Below are 15,468 nucleotides of genomic sequence, written 5' to 3'. Positions count from 1 at the left end.
AAAATTATTCTTCATACCACCTCAAAACACCAAAATCAAAAGGTGTCCATAAACTCGCTTTCATATCACTTTCTTTAAGAGCCGTATTTGTCCAAGTGTTGCAGGTTTTATAGAACATATAATTCCCTTTTGCTTTATAAAAATTATCTCGATCTGGTGTATATGTAGCGCCTTCTATTAGTTGTTTTCCGTTGTCGTCCTCTTTAAAAGCAGCAAGTATATATGCATTGAGTTTTTGAAGTTGTATTTCTGTGACAGGAACTGCAATCCATTGGTCACGTTTGATGCGATAACGTGTTACATGAACCAATGTGTTACTTTTTAAAAAAGCAGCTCTAAATGCTGTAGAAAATGTAAGATCTCCCCATGTGGGTGTATTTATATAAAAATTTTCTTCTCCCCATCCAAATGCAAAATATTGTTCTCTTGGATGGTATTTTTGTCCGTTAAGAAGGTCAGGAACTATAAGCTTTTTCGGAAGTATAATATCACTATGCACACCATTAGAGGTAAGATATATAGTATGTTTTTTTTCAGCGTTTTCTGTCTTTTCAGAAACAGGAATGTATGTCAGAATAAGTGATATGATAATATACGTAATAGGTATCAATAGTACGTAGCCAATACTTTTTAGAAAGAGCTTTAGGTAGCGCATAGTTTATAATGCTTTTGTGAGCTTTGCCATGAATTCACCTACTTTACTAGGCTCTAACCAGCGAGTCACAACAACAAGATCATGCTTGCGATCTATAATAATAAAATTTCCTCCAAACCCAGCAGCATAGTATACATCTTCACCTACTTGCTCCCAATGTCTAGGTCCTTTTTTATTGAGCCACCACATAAACCCATAATTTACATTAGGTTCAGAAGGTATTATGGCATCTTGTATCCATTGAGAAGAAATCAAACGCTCTGTATTCCAGACACCGTCATTTAAAAATAGTAGGCCAAAGCGAGCCATATCTTCGGCACTTATAAATAAACCAGCACCACTATGTCCTCCTCCAGTGACAGATTTCATTTGGATGCCATCTATCTCTGCCCAAGCATCTTTATAGCCATGCCATCTCCAAGTAGTAGAAGCCCCTATTTTGTCCATAACTTCGTCTTTTAAGACTTGAGGTAAGGGTTTGCGCCACACTTGTAAAAGACTATATGATAATACATTTACACGCACGTCATTATATTCCATAACACTTCCAGGAATTTTGGGTGCTGCATATTGCCAATCATCTAAATCACCTTCTCTAGGTGGACGATCAGCCCAATCTTTTCCTCCCCAAAGAATTCCTTGCCAAGCACTATTTTGTTGTAATAAATGACGCCAAGTAATTTGAGAGTTATGACGTCCATCAAAAGTGCCATCCCAGATATAGTTTTTTACAGGGTCATCTACACTTGCAATAAGATTTTGATCTATAGCAAGTCCTGCCATAGTCGATAAGAAACTCTTGGTAACAGAAAATGTCATATCAACGCGTTTTGTGTCTCCCCATTGTGCTACCAGTTTTCCGTTTTTTAAGATCATACCTGCGGGACCTCCACGTTTTTTGGTAGGACCTAAAATTTGATGGAATGGTTCTCTTTTAAAGCCTTCTAAAATAGCAATACGTAAATCCCTAGAGCCTGAATATTCATTCGCTTTCGCGAAAGCGATCACATCAGAAAGACCTTCTGAATTTATATTGGCTTCTTTGGGAGTGATTTTTTCCCACGAAGCATTACGCTCAGGAAAATAATAATCTTGTGCGTGTACTTGTAAACCAGTAAGGAATACAATAAAAAGTATACTAAGTGTTTTCATTTAGCGTGAAGTTTCTATTTCATAGACTTTAAAAGTACTATTTTACTTCTTATAAAGAAAAAGAGAAAACTGTTTTCCATTTTTAGATCGTAAGAAGTAGGTTTTAAACAAGTTTTTTTGATAATGACATAAGAATTTCACGGTGTTAACGACTCTTATTTGTGAATTCTTAAAAAATAAATCAGGTTCAACAAAAAACAAGAGTAGTTATCTCGTTTTTTTATATCTTAATACCCATGAATAACTCACTATTTGATGCTATACGTTCTGCAGACCTAGAGATGGTTTCAAAAATACTGAACGCGCATCCGGAGCTCGTTGATATAAAAGACCCTAGAGGTTCAACACCTTTATTATTAGCAACCTATTATGGACATAAAGATATTTCTGAAGAAATATTAAAACATAAACCTGATGTAAATGCAAAAGATGGATCAGGAAATACACCATTAATGGGCGTGTGTTTTAAAGGATATCCTGAAATTGCAAAACTTCTTATAGATGCTGGTGCAGATGTAAATGCTATTAACTTTAATAATGCTACAGCGCTTATTTATGCAGCAACTTTTGCACAATCTGAAATTGCGAAGCTCCTTATAGAAAAAGGAGCTAATAAAGGTCATAAAGATGATCGAGGGCATACCGCATATGATCATGCTAAAATGCAGGGCGTGACAACTCTCATGGAGATTTTGTTATAAACTCTTATAGTTAATATGCGATTTTAAAAGTTCCTCTTGTAATATCAAAAGAAGGATTTTCTTTAACTATAGGTTTTGTTGTAAAATCGAAAATTCCTTCTATCTTTTTAGACGCTACATCATGTGTAGTTATTGTTACGGCTCCACGTATCGCAAACCCGGCTGACTCTTCATCTTGCTGATATTTTCCTTGAACAAGAAGATCTTCAAAAGGATATACTCCTGGGGTTATTTCTTTAGGGAGTATCAATTGTATATCTTCTCCTGTACCCATTGCTCCAGTAAGTAATAAGGTATTAGGTATTGTAGAGATAAATCCTGTAACATGAACAGCTTTATAGGCTTTTCCATTTATAGCTGCTTTTAAACTATTTGTTGAGGCGTGAACAGACTGATTTTTTCCTTGCTGTCCGCAGCTACTAACACTAAGTGTAGTGATTACAAATAGTAGAACATATATATAGTTGGTGATTTTCATAATGTGAAGGTGGTTTATTTTGTTAATGTTTGCGCCTTTTGCAAGACGCAAACAAACAAATGGGGTGTTTTAGTGAGATAAGATTACTATGATTAATAAGCTGGTTCTTAAAGCATATCAATTCTATATAGTAGTGTAATAAGACCCCATTATATGGCTATTCTATAATTGAATGATTTCTACACGTCTATTCTGCGCTTTTGCTGTTGCAGTGTTTTCACTAGAAAGCGGTTCTGATGATCCCTTTCCTAATGTTTGAAGTCTTGAAGAATCAATGTCAAATTCTTTCTTTAATGTTTTTTGTACTGCAATTGCCCTGTTTTCTGATAATGGAATATTAACACTATCACTTCCGTCATTATCTGTATGCCCTATAATCTTATAAGATGTATCTGGGTTTGCTTTCATTACCTGAGCAATTTGTTTTAATGTGGCATATGAAGACGCTTTGATATTAGCAGATCCACTATCAAAAGTGATCCCATGAGCTTGATAGCTCCCGTTTTCAAATAAACGATCTGAGGTTTTAACTCCTGTTGCAAATTTGATATTGTTGAGATAAAAATGCTCATTTTCAGTAGTGATTTCAGATTCAAAACGAATCGTTTTAAATAAAATATCTGATTCTGTAGCTCTAGGAATATCGATCACTTTTTCTTCATTGGAATATACCTTAATACGTGTCCCTTTTTTTAGAATAGAAATATGTATAGTTTCATATGCAGTACCCTCTTTTGAAAAAGAAACCGGATAACTTTTACTCGACAGATTTAAGCCTTTATTAGGTGTTTTTTTTGTAAAAAAAATACCTCTTCCACTTCCGCTACCTATTGCTAGCCCTATTTTAGCATAGTTTTTTCCTTGGTCATGATAGCTCATATAAGTATTTGGATCTGCTAAATCTGATAATAGAATATTCAAGTGTCTTTTAAAAGCCCATGAGTCTGGTTTGAAGTCATAAATAATATCAAATTCTAAGGTGAAATCTTCTGGGATATCACTCGGTATTTCAGAAAACACATATATCCCTACTCCTTTCCCTATACGCATCCAATTACCTGGTGTCGTATTTATAGTAACAATTTCAGAGCTTAAATTTGTATTCCATTTTTGAGGCAAATCTCCTACCATATCGTTAGAAAAATCTTCGTAGGCTACTAACTTTTCTCCGGGGATGAAATCATATTTAGAATATGCTTCAAATCCTACTTCTGGAGTTGTGATAGTTTCGTTTTCAGAAGTTTCATCTGTTTCAGTAGTTGAAGACTTTTTTTTCTTTTTCTTTCGTTTTTTCTTTTCTTTTTTTTCGCCGTCAAAAACATCGTCTATTTCTTTATCTACTTGTTGATCGACTTTTTGTTCAATTTTTCGTTCCACTTTATTTTTAATTTTTTTAAAAAGTTGTGCTTGAGCTTGTGAACTACATAATAAAGAGAGTGTCACGAGTGCTAATGATATATATTTCATAATGAGTTATTGTTGATTTCATATCTTTATGAGAGGGATTTTAAAAAGGTTAACAGAATCTCGAAAAAAAAAATTATTTTAGACTTGATGTTAACCTTCTACTACGTATTTACATAAATGAAAAACGAACCCTCTATTACAACACTCAGAACTGGAGATCCTGTTGCATATCAGGTGATTTACGAAGGGTACAGGGATGCTTTTGTGGGTTTTGCCAGTAAGTATGATATACATCACGATATTATTTTAGATGTTTATCAGGAGAGTATGATTACGCTGTATGAAAATGTGATGAGAGGAAAGGTAAAAGATTTTAGTAGTAGTATAAAAACATATCTTTTTGGTATAGGTAAGTTTAAGCTCTATGAGCAGTTAAGAGATCAAAAAAAAATGGTGCTGGTTGATGATTTTAACGATCAAGAAGCAATGGAAGAAGTTGAAATAATTGAACTTACAGATAGACAGAAGGCACTAAAGCAACATTTTCAAAAATTAGGAGAGCGTTGTCGTAATATATTAGAACTCTTTTACCTAAACGGATTGAGAATTAAAGAGATTATGATTGCTGCCGATTACGAAAATGAAAATACCGTAAAAGCTCAAAAATCACGTTGCCTCAAACAACTTAAAACAATGATGAACCCCCAAAATTATGGATAAGGATACACTTATACATAACTATTTCCATCAAACTCTCACAGAAGAGGATGAGGTCCTATTAAATAAATTATTGGAAAGTGATCCTGAATTTAATGCCTTATTTGAACTTGAAAAAGATTTAAATGCAGTACTTATAGATACGGGTAAAGATCGTTTAAAACAACAGTTTATTGATTTTGAAAATCAAGAACCTGAAGAAAATAAAGTTACATCATCTCCTTCATTTTTAAGATATGCTGTTGCAGCATGTGTTATTATAGGGTTGAGCATTTTAGCTTCTAAGTATTTTATAGATACCACAAATACAGATGATCTTTTTGCAGAAAACTTTACAGCCTACCGTAATATTGTAGTGCCAATAGAGCGAGGAGAAGGTATAGATACTTCTCAAGAAGATGCCTTTTTTAAATACGAAATGAAAGATTATAATGCTGCAATAACAGGATTTCAAGCTGAATTCAAAAAAACGCAAGCGTCTTATTATTTGTTTTATATAGCTAATGCTCATTTAGCGCTAGGAGATACAAAACAAGCAATACCTTTGCTGGAAGAGCATCAAAAATTTAAAGATGATTTTTATCAGAAATCCAGATGGTATCTCGCATTGGCATATGTAAAAGAAAAAAATAAAGAAAAGAGTATCGCACTTTTAGAAGAGATCAGTGCTAGTGATGGATTCAATCATAAAGAAGCTAAGAAACTCTTATATGCTATTCGTTAGTTTTTGTACGCTTTCGCGAAAGCGTATACATCAACACTAAAAGTAATAATCCACCTATTACATACCACCATACATGCGAAGTTTGCGTAATAGGAGCGGTATTACCACTAAGTGTAAAAGCAGCCCAATAATAAGGGTGTTTTAAAGTTTCATCTGTAGTACTATTTAGATACGTTAGATTTGCTTTTCTTAAAGCTATATGTTTTGAATCTCCATTTTTTAAATTATGATAAAATGATTTCATAATCTCTTTAGTAGATTGGTCATTTACATTCCATAAACTTGTAAGCGTACTATTGGTTCCCGCATATGTAAAGGCTCTTGAGAGACTTTGAAGGTCTTCTCCTTCTTTTAAAATGCCAGTTCCTGTATTACATGCACTTAATACGGCTAGTTGCGCAGGAATATTATAGGTGTATAACTCATCAAATAAAAGGCGTTCATTTTGAGAAAATACGAGGCTAGATTGTTCCGAATCATTTGACGCAGATAATGCATGCATTGCTAAATGAAGAATATCATAGTTTTCTTTTTCTTTTATAAACATTTCTTTTGATGCTCTATCGCCAGTGTATAAATCGCCATCAAAAAGAGCACTTATCTCTTTACTTTCTTCTTGTGCAAAAGGAAGTTCATAAAATCCACTTCGTTGTAGAGCAATTAAGTCATCAGGCATTTGATCATTGTGTGCATATATAGGAGCAAAAACCCCTAAACGCTTTCCGTTTGCTTTTAACTCCTTTTGTATATCCAATAGTGGTAATGAAAAAGCTGTAGAAACGGTATTAGATTCAATTAAAAATTTATCTTCTGGATTTATAAGTGCAGCAAACGGAACATAGCTCAATTCATTTTGTGTGATAAATGTAAAATGTTTTTGTGATGGATTTTTAAGGTCTTTAAGTAAAGGAGCTAAAAGTAATTGGTATAATTCTTTAAACGTTTGTTTATAAGACGCTGTTCGATCAAATATAGTGCTGCGTTGTGTGTCTATAAGCGCTATAATTTTTTCTCTACTTCCCAAAGGCATCATAGAGATGTGATCTTTTTCTATCCGAATTCCGAAGAGTGTTTGGTCACCTAATACATATCGAATAATGCATTGGTCTTCTGAAAGTGTGTTTTGAAACGTATTTACAGACCACGTCCCTGTTGATACTATATTTTTTTTGTCTTGTAATTGTTGTATGACTGTTTTAATACTATCTGCCGTTTTTTGAAGTGCGCCTATATTTTCGGGATAGTCTACAATAGCTTCTGAAGTAATAGCCTCTATTTTTATATCTATAACATCTTTTAAAATATCAAGGTTTTCAGGTACTTCTACATGGGTATTTCGTTTTTGATTGAAAGTAGCTGTAAGATGTTGGGATAAATTATTTTCTATGAGATTAACAAGCTCAGAAGTATCTTCAAAGAGCTCTTGATGATCTAATAAATTTTGATTGATATGGAAGATGTAACGCTCTAAATTTGCATTAAATAATCCATCTTTATATAGCTGATTAAACTTTTGCGCTGCTATATAAGAAAGGTCTACTTTTCGATAGAGATATGTAGTGTCTTTAGTAGCCTGGTATAATTTATCAAAATCATTACTGATTTGTAATAAAAGATTAATAGTATGGGCAGAGTTTTCTTTTTCAAAGGAAGCACTAAATAATCGTTCTTTTTTTATATCGCTACTATCCTTCATGAGTTTTACAATAGCTTCATTTAGTTGTAAAACAAATGCATTTTTATTTCCTGTTTTAAAAGCGGCCTGCGCTCTTAAACTTTTTACTCTAGCTTGAAAAGTTTTAAAATAAGAAGCACCTTCAATAGCAATATCTTCAAATTCTTGATTCATGATCTTGTAATCTCCTGATGTGAAATATGCTTTTCCAAGCATAAATTTTGCGACACTATAATTATGTGTACAATTAGAGACTTTCATCTCTTCAGTAAATTCTTTGAGGTGTATTTTCTTTTCTTCAAGTGTCCAGATCATTTCCATTTTTAAGGCAGCTAGTGAATAAGGTTCTAAAAAATCACATCGTTTATCAGTCAGGGTTTCTTTAAGCTCCTTCATTTTCTGGAACGTTGCTACGGCCTTATCTACATTACCTGTTTGTGCATAATATCTTAAAAATGGTAAGTGGTAGTAAAGTTTAGTCATGATGATAGAATTGTATCGCTCATGGGGGTCAAACTGATGTCCTAAGAATTCAGATCCTAACCAGCTTTCTTGCTTTTGCTTTAGTATGTGTAATATTTTTAATGCTTCGTCATAGTCGCCGTATAGAAGAACTTCATTAATGTAATTTCCTAATTTATGTATGATTGGGTACGGATCTTTAATATCACTATTTAATCCAAAGGCAACCCCTTTTTTGTAATACTTTAATGACTTGTCTAATATATCTTGATCACTATAATTAGAGCCAATCCAATTATAATACTCGGAAATTAAAGAGGAATCTACTTCCTTTTCTTTTTGCATAAGTTCTATACCTAATACATTATAATAAGAAGAGGCTTTATAATTTCTTGAAAAGTTATGTAAGAATCCAAGATCAGAATATATTGCTTGAATAATACTAGCAGAGGCATTTTTAGACTCTAAAAAAACAATGTATTTTTCACATATGTCTAGACAAAAATCGACCCCTTTACTTGGAAAAGCTGTTACATAATAATTAGCTACTGACGAAGTTAAATAATCAAGAGCATACTCATTTGAAGGTGTCATTTCTTTATATTGCCAAACAGAATCTAGATAGGTAAGCCCTTTTTCAATTTCATTACTTTGGATGGCTAATGATCCTTGAGTAGACCAGTACCGAATCTGATTTAAACCATATAAAGAATCTGTTTCAGAAGGTTGTTGTAGTACTTTTTTTCTGATTTTTAAGGCCTCTTCATTTTTGAATTCTTTAAACTGTAAAGAGTCTGCTAGTCTTGATAGCTCTTCGATGTCTTGAGAATATATAAAAGAAGTACTGAGAATAAGAAAATTCAGCGTGAGAATTAATTTTCTTTTCATTTTTAGATGGTTAGCTATCAACTAAGATACTCAAATTTTATAATCTCTAAAATTTTCAACCCATGCAGTACAACCATGCTGTTGTATGACTTCTTTATTCTTTAATCCTACTCCTAAAAAATCAATTTTTAATGCTTGTGCTGCTTTCAAATCCCATAATCCATCACCTACGGCTACTATCTTAGTAAAATCTCGTTGGTAATATGTTTTAGATTTTTGAATGGCTTCATTTACAAATCCTACTCTAGAAACACTTGTTATTGAAGTAGCCAACACTTCTGGAATAAAAGGAATATTAGCATCGTTCATTTTGACAACCGTTGCTTTAGGAAAAGCCCCCGTTCCATAAGCAAATGGGATTTTTTGATCTTGAAATTGTAACAGTAGCTCTCTAGCGCCAGGAATTTCAATCACAGGATCATGTTTACGAAGTTCAGTTTCTAGGAGTGTATCTAGTTCATATCGCAATGAGTCTGGTGCTTTTTTACCAAAATTTCGTTCGTAATTATATTCTAATGCATATCTATCTGTATGATGTAAGTAATTGTCATAATCGGTGTCAATATCTTTTAGTCCAATACCGGTAAGTACTTTTGTAATCACTTTTAAATACGTAGGTATACTATCTGTGAGTGTGCCGTCTATGTCAAATATATATAGTGTATCAGAAGAAGTGCTCATGTAAATAATTCTTTGAATTTTAAGGTGCCGTCTTTTTTGAGGCGTTTACTTATTTTAATAAATGCAAGGGCTGTAATCATAGCATCACCAGAGGCGGTATGTCTGTCATATAAAGGTATTTTTAAGGCTTCACTTAATTGATCCAAGCTATATCCTTGTTGCATAGACATTCTATTTACAGGATGTTGTAGCTTTTTGTATAAAGTACTAGTATCTATCACTTTATTTTTTAATTTTCCGAGATGATGTCGCTGTAACATTTTATTAATGACTGCAATATCAAAACCGATATGATGTCCTATGATAATAGCTGTTCCAATGTAGGCTAAGGTTTGTTGTATAGCTTCTGCCTCTTCTATTTTCTTTACTTTTCCTTTCTTTAATATACCGTGTATTGGTGTGCTTTTAGAGTCATAATGATCTTGTGCTACATACAATTCAAGGCTATCAGACACGGCAATAGTATTTCCTTTTAATCCGACAGCGCCAATCGATAAAATTCGATCCTTTTTAATGTCTAAGCCCGTGGTTTCTGTATCTAAAGCAACAAATCGAGTCTCTGCTAATGGTTTTTGTTCCGCTTTCGCGAAAGCGGACTCATACTGCTCCCAATAAGGAGGATATTCTTTAGTAAGTTGCCATGGCCATTTCATTAAATATGTTGTGTTTGATAACGAGCACGAAGCACTTCCTGAACATCTCGTAAAGGTTTAAAACATCGTTTTAATTTTAGTTTTTCAGATTTTGTGAGTGCCTCTAAATTAATAAAACGACCACTGTCACTTTGAGCAATCCCTCTTTTTGTTCGAAATTTTAATAATGCCTTAAATGCATACGAGCAATTTTCAAATAACTCTCTATTGGGAGTGTCTAATTGAGCCAAAGCCTCAAAACGCTCAGCAGTATTTTTAGTATATAAAATACCTTGTCCTAATGCCAATACTCTGGCAGCATCACTTAAAGGAGCAATAGCTCTATGTTTAATATCAAAAAAGTCTTTATGTTCACCATTGTGCTCTACAATGAACTGTCTAAAAAAACTAACAGGAGGTAAGTTTTTAAGTGCATTTTTTGCCATATGGCGTAATAAAACTTTTTGGTTTTCAAGTTTTTGTGAAATATGATCGGTAAGTTTTTTTACTAAAACTTGATCTCCATACATAAGCGTATAATCAAAGAAAATACCAGAGAGTAAAATGTTTTCTGGAGTAGGAGTTGTAATCCAAGTAGAAAATTGTGACTCCCATTCTGAAAGAGAAAGACAATACAAAGGATTGCTTGCCATCATATCTGCTGGACAATAATCGTATCCTATTTTATGTAATCGTTTATTCATTCTATTAGCCAACTTTAAGAAGTATTGTTTTACTTCTTTAGCATTTTCTGGACTACTATTTGCGTAGATCAATGCATTATCTTGGTCAGTATATAATAATTGCTCTTTACGTCCTTGGCTTCCTAAGGCCAACCAAGCAAAAGAAACAGGAGGAGCGTCCTCCATCTTACGCAATGATAATTGCATAGTTTGATATACAAGTGCATCTTTAAGTTCTCCAAATATTTTAAGAATTTCCGACAACGGAAGGTTTTGATCTAAGTACCGTTTTAATAAAACCATCGCTTTATCCCAAGCATGTCGTAGGTGCTTTGTACGGGTAGCTCGTTTTATTTCTTTAAGTAGTCCAACAGGGCTATTCCCAAAAGAAACCACAATATCATGTTTGCTTAAAATACCGACAATATCAGTTTGAGGACTCCCATCTTTTGTAATGATGAGATGACTGATACCATGTTTTAATAATATAAGTTGTGCTTGAGTCACATTAATATCTGGAGTGCCGCAAATTACAGGAGAAACCATTACATCATTTACCAAAGTAGCTGCTGTAAATTCTCCAGAAGCAATAACATTACGAAGTTCTCTATTGGTGAGAATCCCTATGGGTTTATTGTTTTTAGAAATAACAAGACATCCTATTTGATGTTTTTGCATTTGCATTGCTGCTTTCTGAATAGATGTTTTAGGATTGTTTTGAATAACGGTCTCGGTAAATCTTGCAGTCGAAATATTATAGATGTTTTGAGACTTGTCACGGTCATATTCATTTAATAATTGTCCGCTATATTCAAGGCTATAGGGATCTTTTATATTAGAAGCAAAACTTGTAATTAGGTAGTTAGAAATGACTTTATTTGATTCTGTAAGCTTAGAAAAAGCTTCCATAGGAAGCGCATATACGATAGTTTCTTCATTAGCAATTGCGGTAGTACGATAGGAATCTTCTTTAGTAACACGTAATCCTAATAAATCTCCTTCATCACAGACATCTACAACTTTATCTGTATTATTGGAGGGGCGGGAAAGCTTAATAGCTCCTTGATGTACGATATAAAAATGAGAGTTATAAGGAGTATTGCGTTTAAAAAGTACTTGATCTTTATCTAGATACTGTACTTCAGCTGACTCGCAGATTTCTATTAAATCCCATTTTGCCATAAATTGAAATGGCGGAAATTGCTTCAAGAAATCATAGATACGATAAGCAATCGTATTTTTCATGTGTTATTGAATTCGTTAGTAGTCTTAATCTTATCTCTTACTTTCATAAGTATTTTACCTAAACGATTTTTTCCAGTGCCATTGCCTCCATCACCCCAATAAGAATCGTTTTCAGTATGTTCTATTAATATAGCATCATTCGTGCTTATGAGTATACTTTTTAATTCTTCATGTTGCGTGAATTTCGCATAAATAACATCATACATGGCATTGTCTTTTTTGTTATCCCAATTCTTTTTAATCTTTACTTTTCTAGATCTTCCCATTTCAGCAGCTTTCATTGGAGAAGCACTTTTCCTTATTTTTTCTTGATAATTTTTATCGTCAAATTTTTGAGCTTGAAAGTAATGCTCGCTAGTTGGCCAAGTTTTACCATTGAGTTTTACTTGGTATAATGAGAAATTAGAAAATTCGCCCCATTGAGCTTTCTCGCTATAAAACTTAATTTCTTCTTTTTTCATTACAAGCTTTCTTTTCAAAGTTACATAGAATTAAGGACTTAAAAACAATAGGGATACGTGATTTTTATTATAAGATAATTTTGATATTGCAATATTACATTGATGTAAATTATGCTAAAATTAATTTTAAACTTCTTGTATCTTTGAGTCTATGACAGATACACTTCATATTGCTATTATTCAAACCCATCTAGTTTGGGAAAATGCAGTTGCAAATCGTAAAAACTTAGACGCTTTATTAAATGAAGTGCCTGAAGAGACACAACTAACTATTTTGCCTGAAATGGTTACAACAGGATTTAGTATGAATCCCGTCGTTCTTGCAGAATCTATGAGTGGAACCACTGTGCAATGGATGAAAAAATGGGCATCAACAAAAAATATGGCAATCTGTGGGAGTGTCATTATAATAGAAAACGATAACTATTATAACCGATTTTTATTTGTACAACCAGATGGAACTATTGTTCATTATGATAAACGTCATCGTTTTATGATGGCAGGTGAAGGAGAGTTGTATACCGCAGGAGAACGTCAAGTGGTTATAGAATACGAAGGGTGGAAATTGTTTCCACAAATATGTTATGATTTACGTTTTCCTGTATATGCACGTAATACCATGAATTATGATGTAGTTATATATGTGGCAAATTGGCCTAAACCTCGTGTGTCTGCTTGGGATGCGTTACTCAAAGCAAGAGCAATTGAAAATATGAGTTATTCTATAGGCGTAAATCGAATAGGTCTTGACGGTAATGGATTGGAATATGTAGGTCATTCTGGAGTATACAATGTCTTAGGAGATGAGATTGCTTTCGCGAAAGCGGAAGAAAAAATAATCACAGCTATCTTGTCAAAAATACATATTAAAGAAACTCGTGAACGCCTGCCTTTTCTAGAAGATAGAGATTTGTTTACACTGAGCTAATTTGCTGTTAAATATTTGATTGGACTACTATAAGTAATTTTATAGCAGTAACTTATAGTTTATTAATATAAAAATAAGCTCATGGAAAAATTAACAGAAAAAGAAATGCAATTGCTATTAGGTGGTGCTAGTTCTAATGGTCGACCAGGAAATGCTGCTATTGTGCGAATCAGAGGTTTGGGTAGTGTGCAACCTTTATATGTTGTAGACGGAAAACCTATTACTGAAGCTCTTATTGTAGTTGGAGCATAAAAAATAGTGTTTTATGAAATAGATAAGAATGAAGAGAGTTATATGCCTTCTTCATTTTTTAGTTTTTAAACGTAAAGTTCTCTTGCTTATACCAACTTGCATTCACTTCTATAGGAGCGCCAAAATGTATCACTTTTTCAGGTTGTCGTTTTTCTAGATAATTTCCAGTATCATAGATTTTATTGCCATTTTGATCCTCGATGAATTGAATGAGATATGTTGAAGGTTTTAATGTAGTAAAATCAAACACTGTTTCCTCCGTGGTATATCGTTCCTGTATGACTTCTCCTTTTTGATTTGTTAATTGAATGATATACGGGAAGTTTTTTGCATTTGTAAGCGTAAGCTTAATATTTCCATAATCAGAAGCTTCTTTTGTAGTAGAAGTATAAGATAGTGTGTCATTTGTAGTTCCAAAAAAATCTGTTAGCGCACCTGGTAATGCAGTAATTGTATATTTAGTTTTCTCTTCTGTTTCAAAAGATACTGAGAGTTTTGTATCTCTTTCTGAAAGGAGTGCTTCATAAGCTATAGGAATAGAATCTCTAACTACTTGTATGAGGCTGTCTTGTATTTTTTCTATAGGAATATTACTTCCAATTTCAAAAGGAGCCCCTAACACTAACGTTCCTCCAGATTTTGAAGAAAAACGTAAGGAATCTACTTGTGGGCTACGAAGTTTTGCAACGAGTGTATCTCTATACTTTGGACCAGTTACTTCAAAAACAAGGGAATCTATTTCTGGTTTTGGATCATACCAATAATATAAAGTATCACTATTGACTTTCTGTGTAATCTTAGATCTAAAATCTGGAGAAGTCTTTGTAAGTAAATCTATCGAAACACTATCTACAGGTCCAGAAATACCAAAGGTAATTCTATTAGATCCAGAATGTCTAGGTCGAGATGATTTGGTCTCAGGTACTTCTTTAAATAATTTTAAAGTATAAGAGCTGTCTGTAGGAACAGTTATAAATTCTTTTAAAAATCCTACCTTATCTTTATTTGGTTGAAATGTAAAATTAGCATCCTCATCTTTCATAGCAATGAGCATATATTCACCTTCTTTAATATTCCCTATTTCAAAAGTAGTAAGACTATCTAGTGTATTTGTCACATACCTTGGACGCTCATTATAAATAATAGAATCATTAAATGTACTATCTACAGCATATAGCATAACAGAAACAAAATCGTCTGGAGTCGTTTTTAATTCATCAGTAATGACTCCTTTAACGGTAAGACTATCTATATAATCTCCAGTAGAAAACACATATTTGAAATAAGAAAAAGGGTTACTTTCGTTATTATCTACAATACTTTGTCCGAAGTTAAATACATATGTAGTATTAGGTTCTAACGTGTCTTTAATTTCAATATTTACATATTTAGCAGCAGACCCTTGTGGAGAGATAACACTGTTTTCTAAAGGGGGTGATACAATTAATTGTTTCTGATAATCTTTCAGCTTGATGTATTCGTCAAAATAGATACGAATTCTATTGCCATCAAAATTTGTCGTGTAATTGGGAGGTTCAGATTTAATGAATACTGGTGGAATGCTATCTTGAGGACCACCAGTAGGAGACCCTGTCTTTGCACAATTTACTAAGGTAAGCGCCATAAACGCTAGCATACCAATATAGTAGAGGCACTTTTTTGCTTTCAAAATATATAGAGATCTAGTATTCATTTAATATGACAAAGAAACAACTAATTTTTAGCCA

General features: G+C 33.2%; 15 protein-coding genes. 5 read left to right on the top strand and 10 right to left on the bottom strand.

Annotated elements, in window-relative coordinates; genetic code table 11:
* Window positions 1–4: 4 nt before the first annotated feature.
* Together Q1A01_RS01100 and Q1A01_RS01095 are read right to left on the bottom strand one after the other, a co-directional pair.
* The gene (locus tag Q1A01_RS01100) at window positions 5–655 is read right to left on the bottom strand and encodes a DUF2459 domain-containing protein (protein WP_299674659.1); all 651 of its coding nucleotides are present in this window, start codon (window positions 653–655) and stop codon (window positions 5–7) included.
* Window positions 656–658: 3 nt separating this feature from the next.
* Entirely contained in the window at window positions 659–1,807 is a 1,149-nt protein-coding gene (locus tag Q1A01_RS01095) for a serine hydrolase (protein ID WP_299674656.1), read from the bottom strand.
* A gap of 236 nt (window positions 1,808–2,043) precedes the next feature.
* On the opposite strand from Q1A01_RS01095, the gene Q1A01_RS01090 reads away from it, so the two are divergent.
* A complete protein-coding gene (locus Q1A01_RS01090; protein WP_299674653.1) occupies window positions 2,044–2,508 on the top strand; it encodes an ankyrin repeat domain-containing protein in 465 nt (154 codons plus the stop codon).
* Window positions 2,509–2,518: 10 nt separating this feature from the next.
* Here Q1A01_RS01090 and Q1A01_RS01085 read toward each other — a convergent pair whose 3' ends face one another.
* Window positions 2,519–2,986 (bottom strand): DUF6252 family protein, encoded by a 468-nt coding sequence (locus Q1A01_RS01085; protein WP_299674650.1) that lies wholly within the window; start codon window positions 2,984–2,986, stop codon window positions 2,519–2,521.
* 162 nt (window positions 2,987–3,148) lie between these two features.
* Window positions 3,149–4,453, bottom strand: coding sequence for an OmpA family protein (locus Q1A01_RS01080; RefSeq protein ID WP_299674647.1), 1,305 nt, complete (start codon window positions 4,451–4,453; stop codon window positions 3,149–3,151).
* Between the two features lie 117 nt (window positions 4,454–4,570).
* Between Q1A01_RS01080 and Q1A01_RS01075 the strand changes: the two genes are divergently transcribed.
* Both Q1A01_RS01075 and Q1A01_RS01070 read left to right on the top strand, forming a co-directional pair.
* A complete protein-coding gene (locus Q1A01_RS01075) occupies window positions 4,571–5,113 on the top strand; it encodes a sigma-70 family RNA polymerase sigma factor (protein WP_299674644.1) in 543 nt (180 codons plus the stop codon).
* Window positions 5,106–5,834 carry a tetratricopeptide repeat protein gene (locus tag Q1A01_RS01070; protein ID WP_299674641.1) on the top strand — a complete coding sequence of 243 codons (729 nt, stop codon included), beginning with the start codon at window positions 5,106–5,108 and terminating at the stop codon, window positions 5,832–5,834. Before Q1A01_RS01075 ends, Q1A01_RS01070 begins: the two co-directional genes overlap by 8 nt.
* On the opposite strand, the gene Q1A01_RS01065 is transcribed toward Q1A01_RS01070, so the two are convergent.
* From Q1A01_RS01065 to Q1A01_RS01045, 5 genes are read right to left on the bottom strand one after another with little or no spacing between them, the layout of a single operon-like run.
* Entirely contained in the window at window positions 5,824–8,859 is a 3,036-nt protein-coding gene (locus tag Q1A01_RS01065; protein WP_299674638.1) for a CHAT domain-containing protein, read from the bottom strand. The two genes, Q1A01_RS01070 and Q1A01_RS01065, sit on opposite strands and share 11 nt — an antisense overlap.
* Window positions 8,860–8,889: 30 nt before the next feature.
* Entirely contained in the window at window positions 8,890–9,540 is a 651-nt protein-coding gene (locus Q1A01_RS01060; RefSeq protein ID WP_299674635.1) for an HAD family hydrolase, read from the bottom strand.
* The gene (locus Q1A01_RS01055; RefSeq protein ID WP_299674632.1) at window positions 9,537–10,193 is read right to left on the bottom strand and encodes a 3'-5' exonuclease; all 657 of its coding nucleotides are present in this window, start codon (window positions 10,191–10,193) and stop codon (window positions 9,537–9,539) included. The genes Q1A01_RS01060 and Q1A01_RS01055 overlap by 4 nt, the downstream gene beginning before the upstream one ends.
* Window positions 10,193–12,100, bottom strand: coding sequence for a DUF294 nucleotidyltransferase-like domain-containing protein (locus Q1A01_RS01050; protein WP_299674629.1), 1,908 nt, complete (start codon window positions 12,098–12,100; stop codon window positions 10,193–10,195). The genes Q1A01_RS01055 and Q1A01_RS01050 overlap by 1 nt, the downstream gene beginning before the upstream one ends.
* Window positions 12,097–12,561, bottom strand: a complete 465-nt coding sequence (locus tag Q1A01_RS01045) for an NADAR family protein (RefSeq protein ID WP_299674626.1) — start codon at window positions 12,559–12,561, stop codon at window positions 12,097–12,099. The genes Q1A01_RS01050 and Q1A01_RS01045 overlap by 4 nt, the downstream gene beginning before the upstream one ends.
* A 151-nt stretch (window positions 12,562–12,712) precedes the next feature.
* Between Q1A01_RS01045 and Q1A01_RS01040 the strand changes: the two genes are divergently transcribed.
* Both Q1A01_RS01040 and Q1A01_RS01035 read left to right on the top strand, forming a co-directional pair.
* Window positions 12,713–13,489: an amidohydrolase gene (locus Q1A01_RS01040; RefSeq protein ID WP_299674623.1), complete on the top strand. Its 777-nt coding sequence runs from the start codon at window positions 12,713–12,715 to the stop codon at window positions 13,487–13,489.
* A gap of 81 nt (window positions 13,490–13,570) precedes the next feature.
* A complete protein-coding gene (locus tag Q1A01_RS01035) occupies window positions 13,571–13,741 on the top strand; it encodes a TonB-dependent receptor plug domain-containing protein (protein ID WP_299674620.1) in 171 nt (56 codons plus the stop codon).
* Between the two features lie 58 nt (window positions 13,742–13,799).
* Here Q1A01_RS01035 and Q1A01_RS01030 read toward each other — a convergent pair whose 3' ends face one another.
* The gene (locus tag Q1A01_RS01030; RefSeq protein ID WP_299674617.1) at window positions 13,800–15,365 is read right to left on the bottom strand and encodes an Ig-like domain-containing protein; all 1,566 of its coding nucleotides are present in this window, start codon (window positions 15,363–15,365) and stop codon (window positions 13,800–13,802) included.
* Between the last annotated feature and the right edge of the window lie 103 nt (window positions 15,366–15,468).

The organism is uncultured Dokdonia sp., from assembly GCF_947492815.1.
GTDB lineage: Bacteria > Bacteroidota > Bacteroidia > Flavobacteriales > Flavobacteriaceae > Dokdonia.
This window is presented reverse-complemented; position numbering and strand designations above follow the sequence as displayed.

Coding starts and splice junctions, on each gene's coding strand:
- Q1A01_RS01100 (WP_299674659.1), bottom strand. CDS start 655: ATGCGCTACCTAAAGCTCTTTCTAAAAAGTATTGGCTACGTACTATTG.
- Q1A01_RS01095 (WP_299674656.1), bottom strand. CDS start 1,807: ATGAAAACACTTAGTATACTTTTTATTGTATTCCTTACTGGTTTACAA.
- Q1A01_RS01090 (WP_299674653.1), top strand. CDS start 2,044: ATGAATAACTCACTATTTGATGCTATACGTTCTGCAGACCTAGAGATG.
- Q1A01_RS01085 (WP_299674650.1), bottom strand. CDS start 2,986: ATGAAAATCACCAACTATATATATGTTCTACTATTTGTAATCACTACA.
- Q1A01_RS01080 (WP_299674647.1), bottom strand. CDS start 4,453: ATGAAATATATATCATTAGCACTCGTGACACTCTCTTTATTATGTAGT.
- Q1A01_RS01075 (WP_299674644.1), top strand. CDS start 4,571: ATGAAAAACGAACCCTCTATTACAACACTCAGAACTGGAGATCCTGTT.
- Q1A01_RS01070 (WP_299674641.1), top strand. CDS start 5,106: ATGGATAAGGATACACTTATACATAACTATTTCCATCAAACTCTCACA.
- Q1A01_RS01065 (WP_299674638.1), bottom strand. CDS start 8,859: ATGAAAAGAAAATTAATTCTCACGCTGAATTTTCTTATTCTCAGTACT.
- Q1A01_RS01060 (WP_299674635.1), bottom strand. CDS start 9,540: ATGAGCACTTCTTCTGATACACTATATATATTTGACATAGACGGCACA.
- Q1A01_RS01055 (WP_299674632.1), bottom strand. CDS start 10,193: ATGAAATGGCCATGGCAACTTACTAAAGAATATCCTCCTTATTGGGAG.
- Q1A01_RS01050 (WP_299674629.1), bottom strand. CDS start 12,100: ATGAAAAATACGATTGCTTATCGTATCTATGATTTCTTGAAGCAATTT.
- Q1A01_RS01045 (WP_299674626.1), bottom strand. CDS start 12,561: ATGAAAAAAGAAGAAATTAAGTTTTATAGCGAGAAAGCTCAATGGGGC.
- Q1A01_RS01040 (WP_299674623.1), top strand. CDS start 12,713: ATGACAGATACACTTCATATTGCTATTATTCAAACCCATCTAGTTTGG.
- Q1A01_RS01035 (WP_299674620.1), top strand. CDS start 13,571: ATGGAAAAATTAACAGAAAAAGAAATGCAATTGCTATTAGGTGGTGCT.
- Q1A01_RS01030 (WP_299674617.1), bottom strand. CDS start 15,365: ATGGCGCTTACCTTAGTAAATTGTGCAAAGACAGGGTCTCCTACTGGT.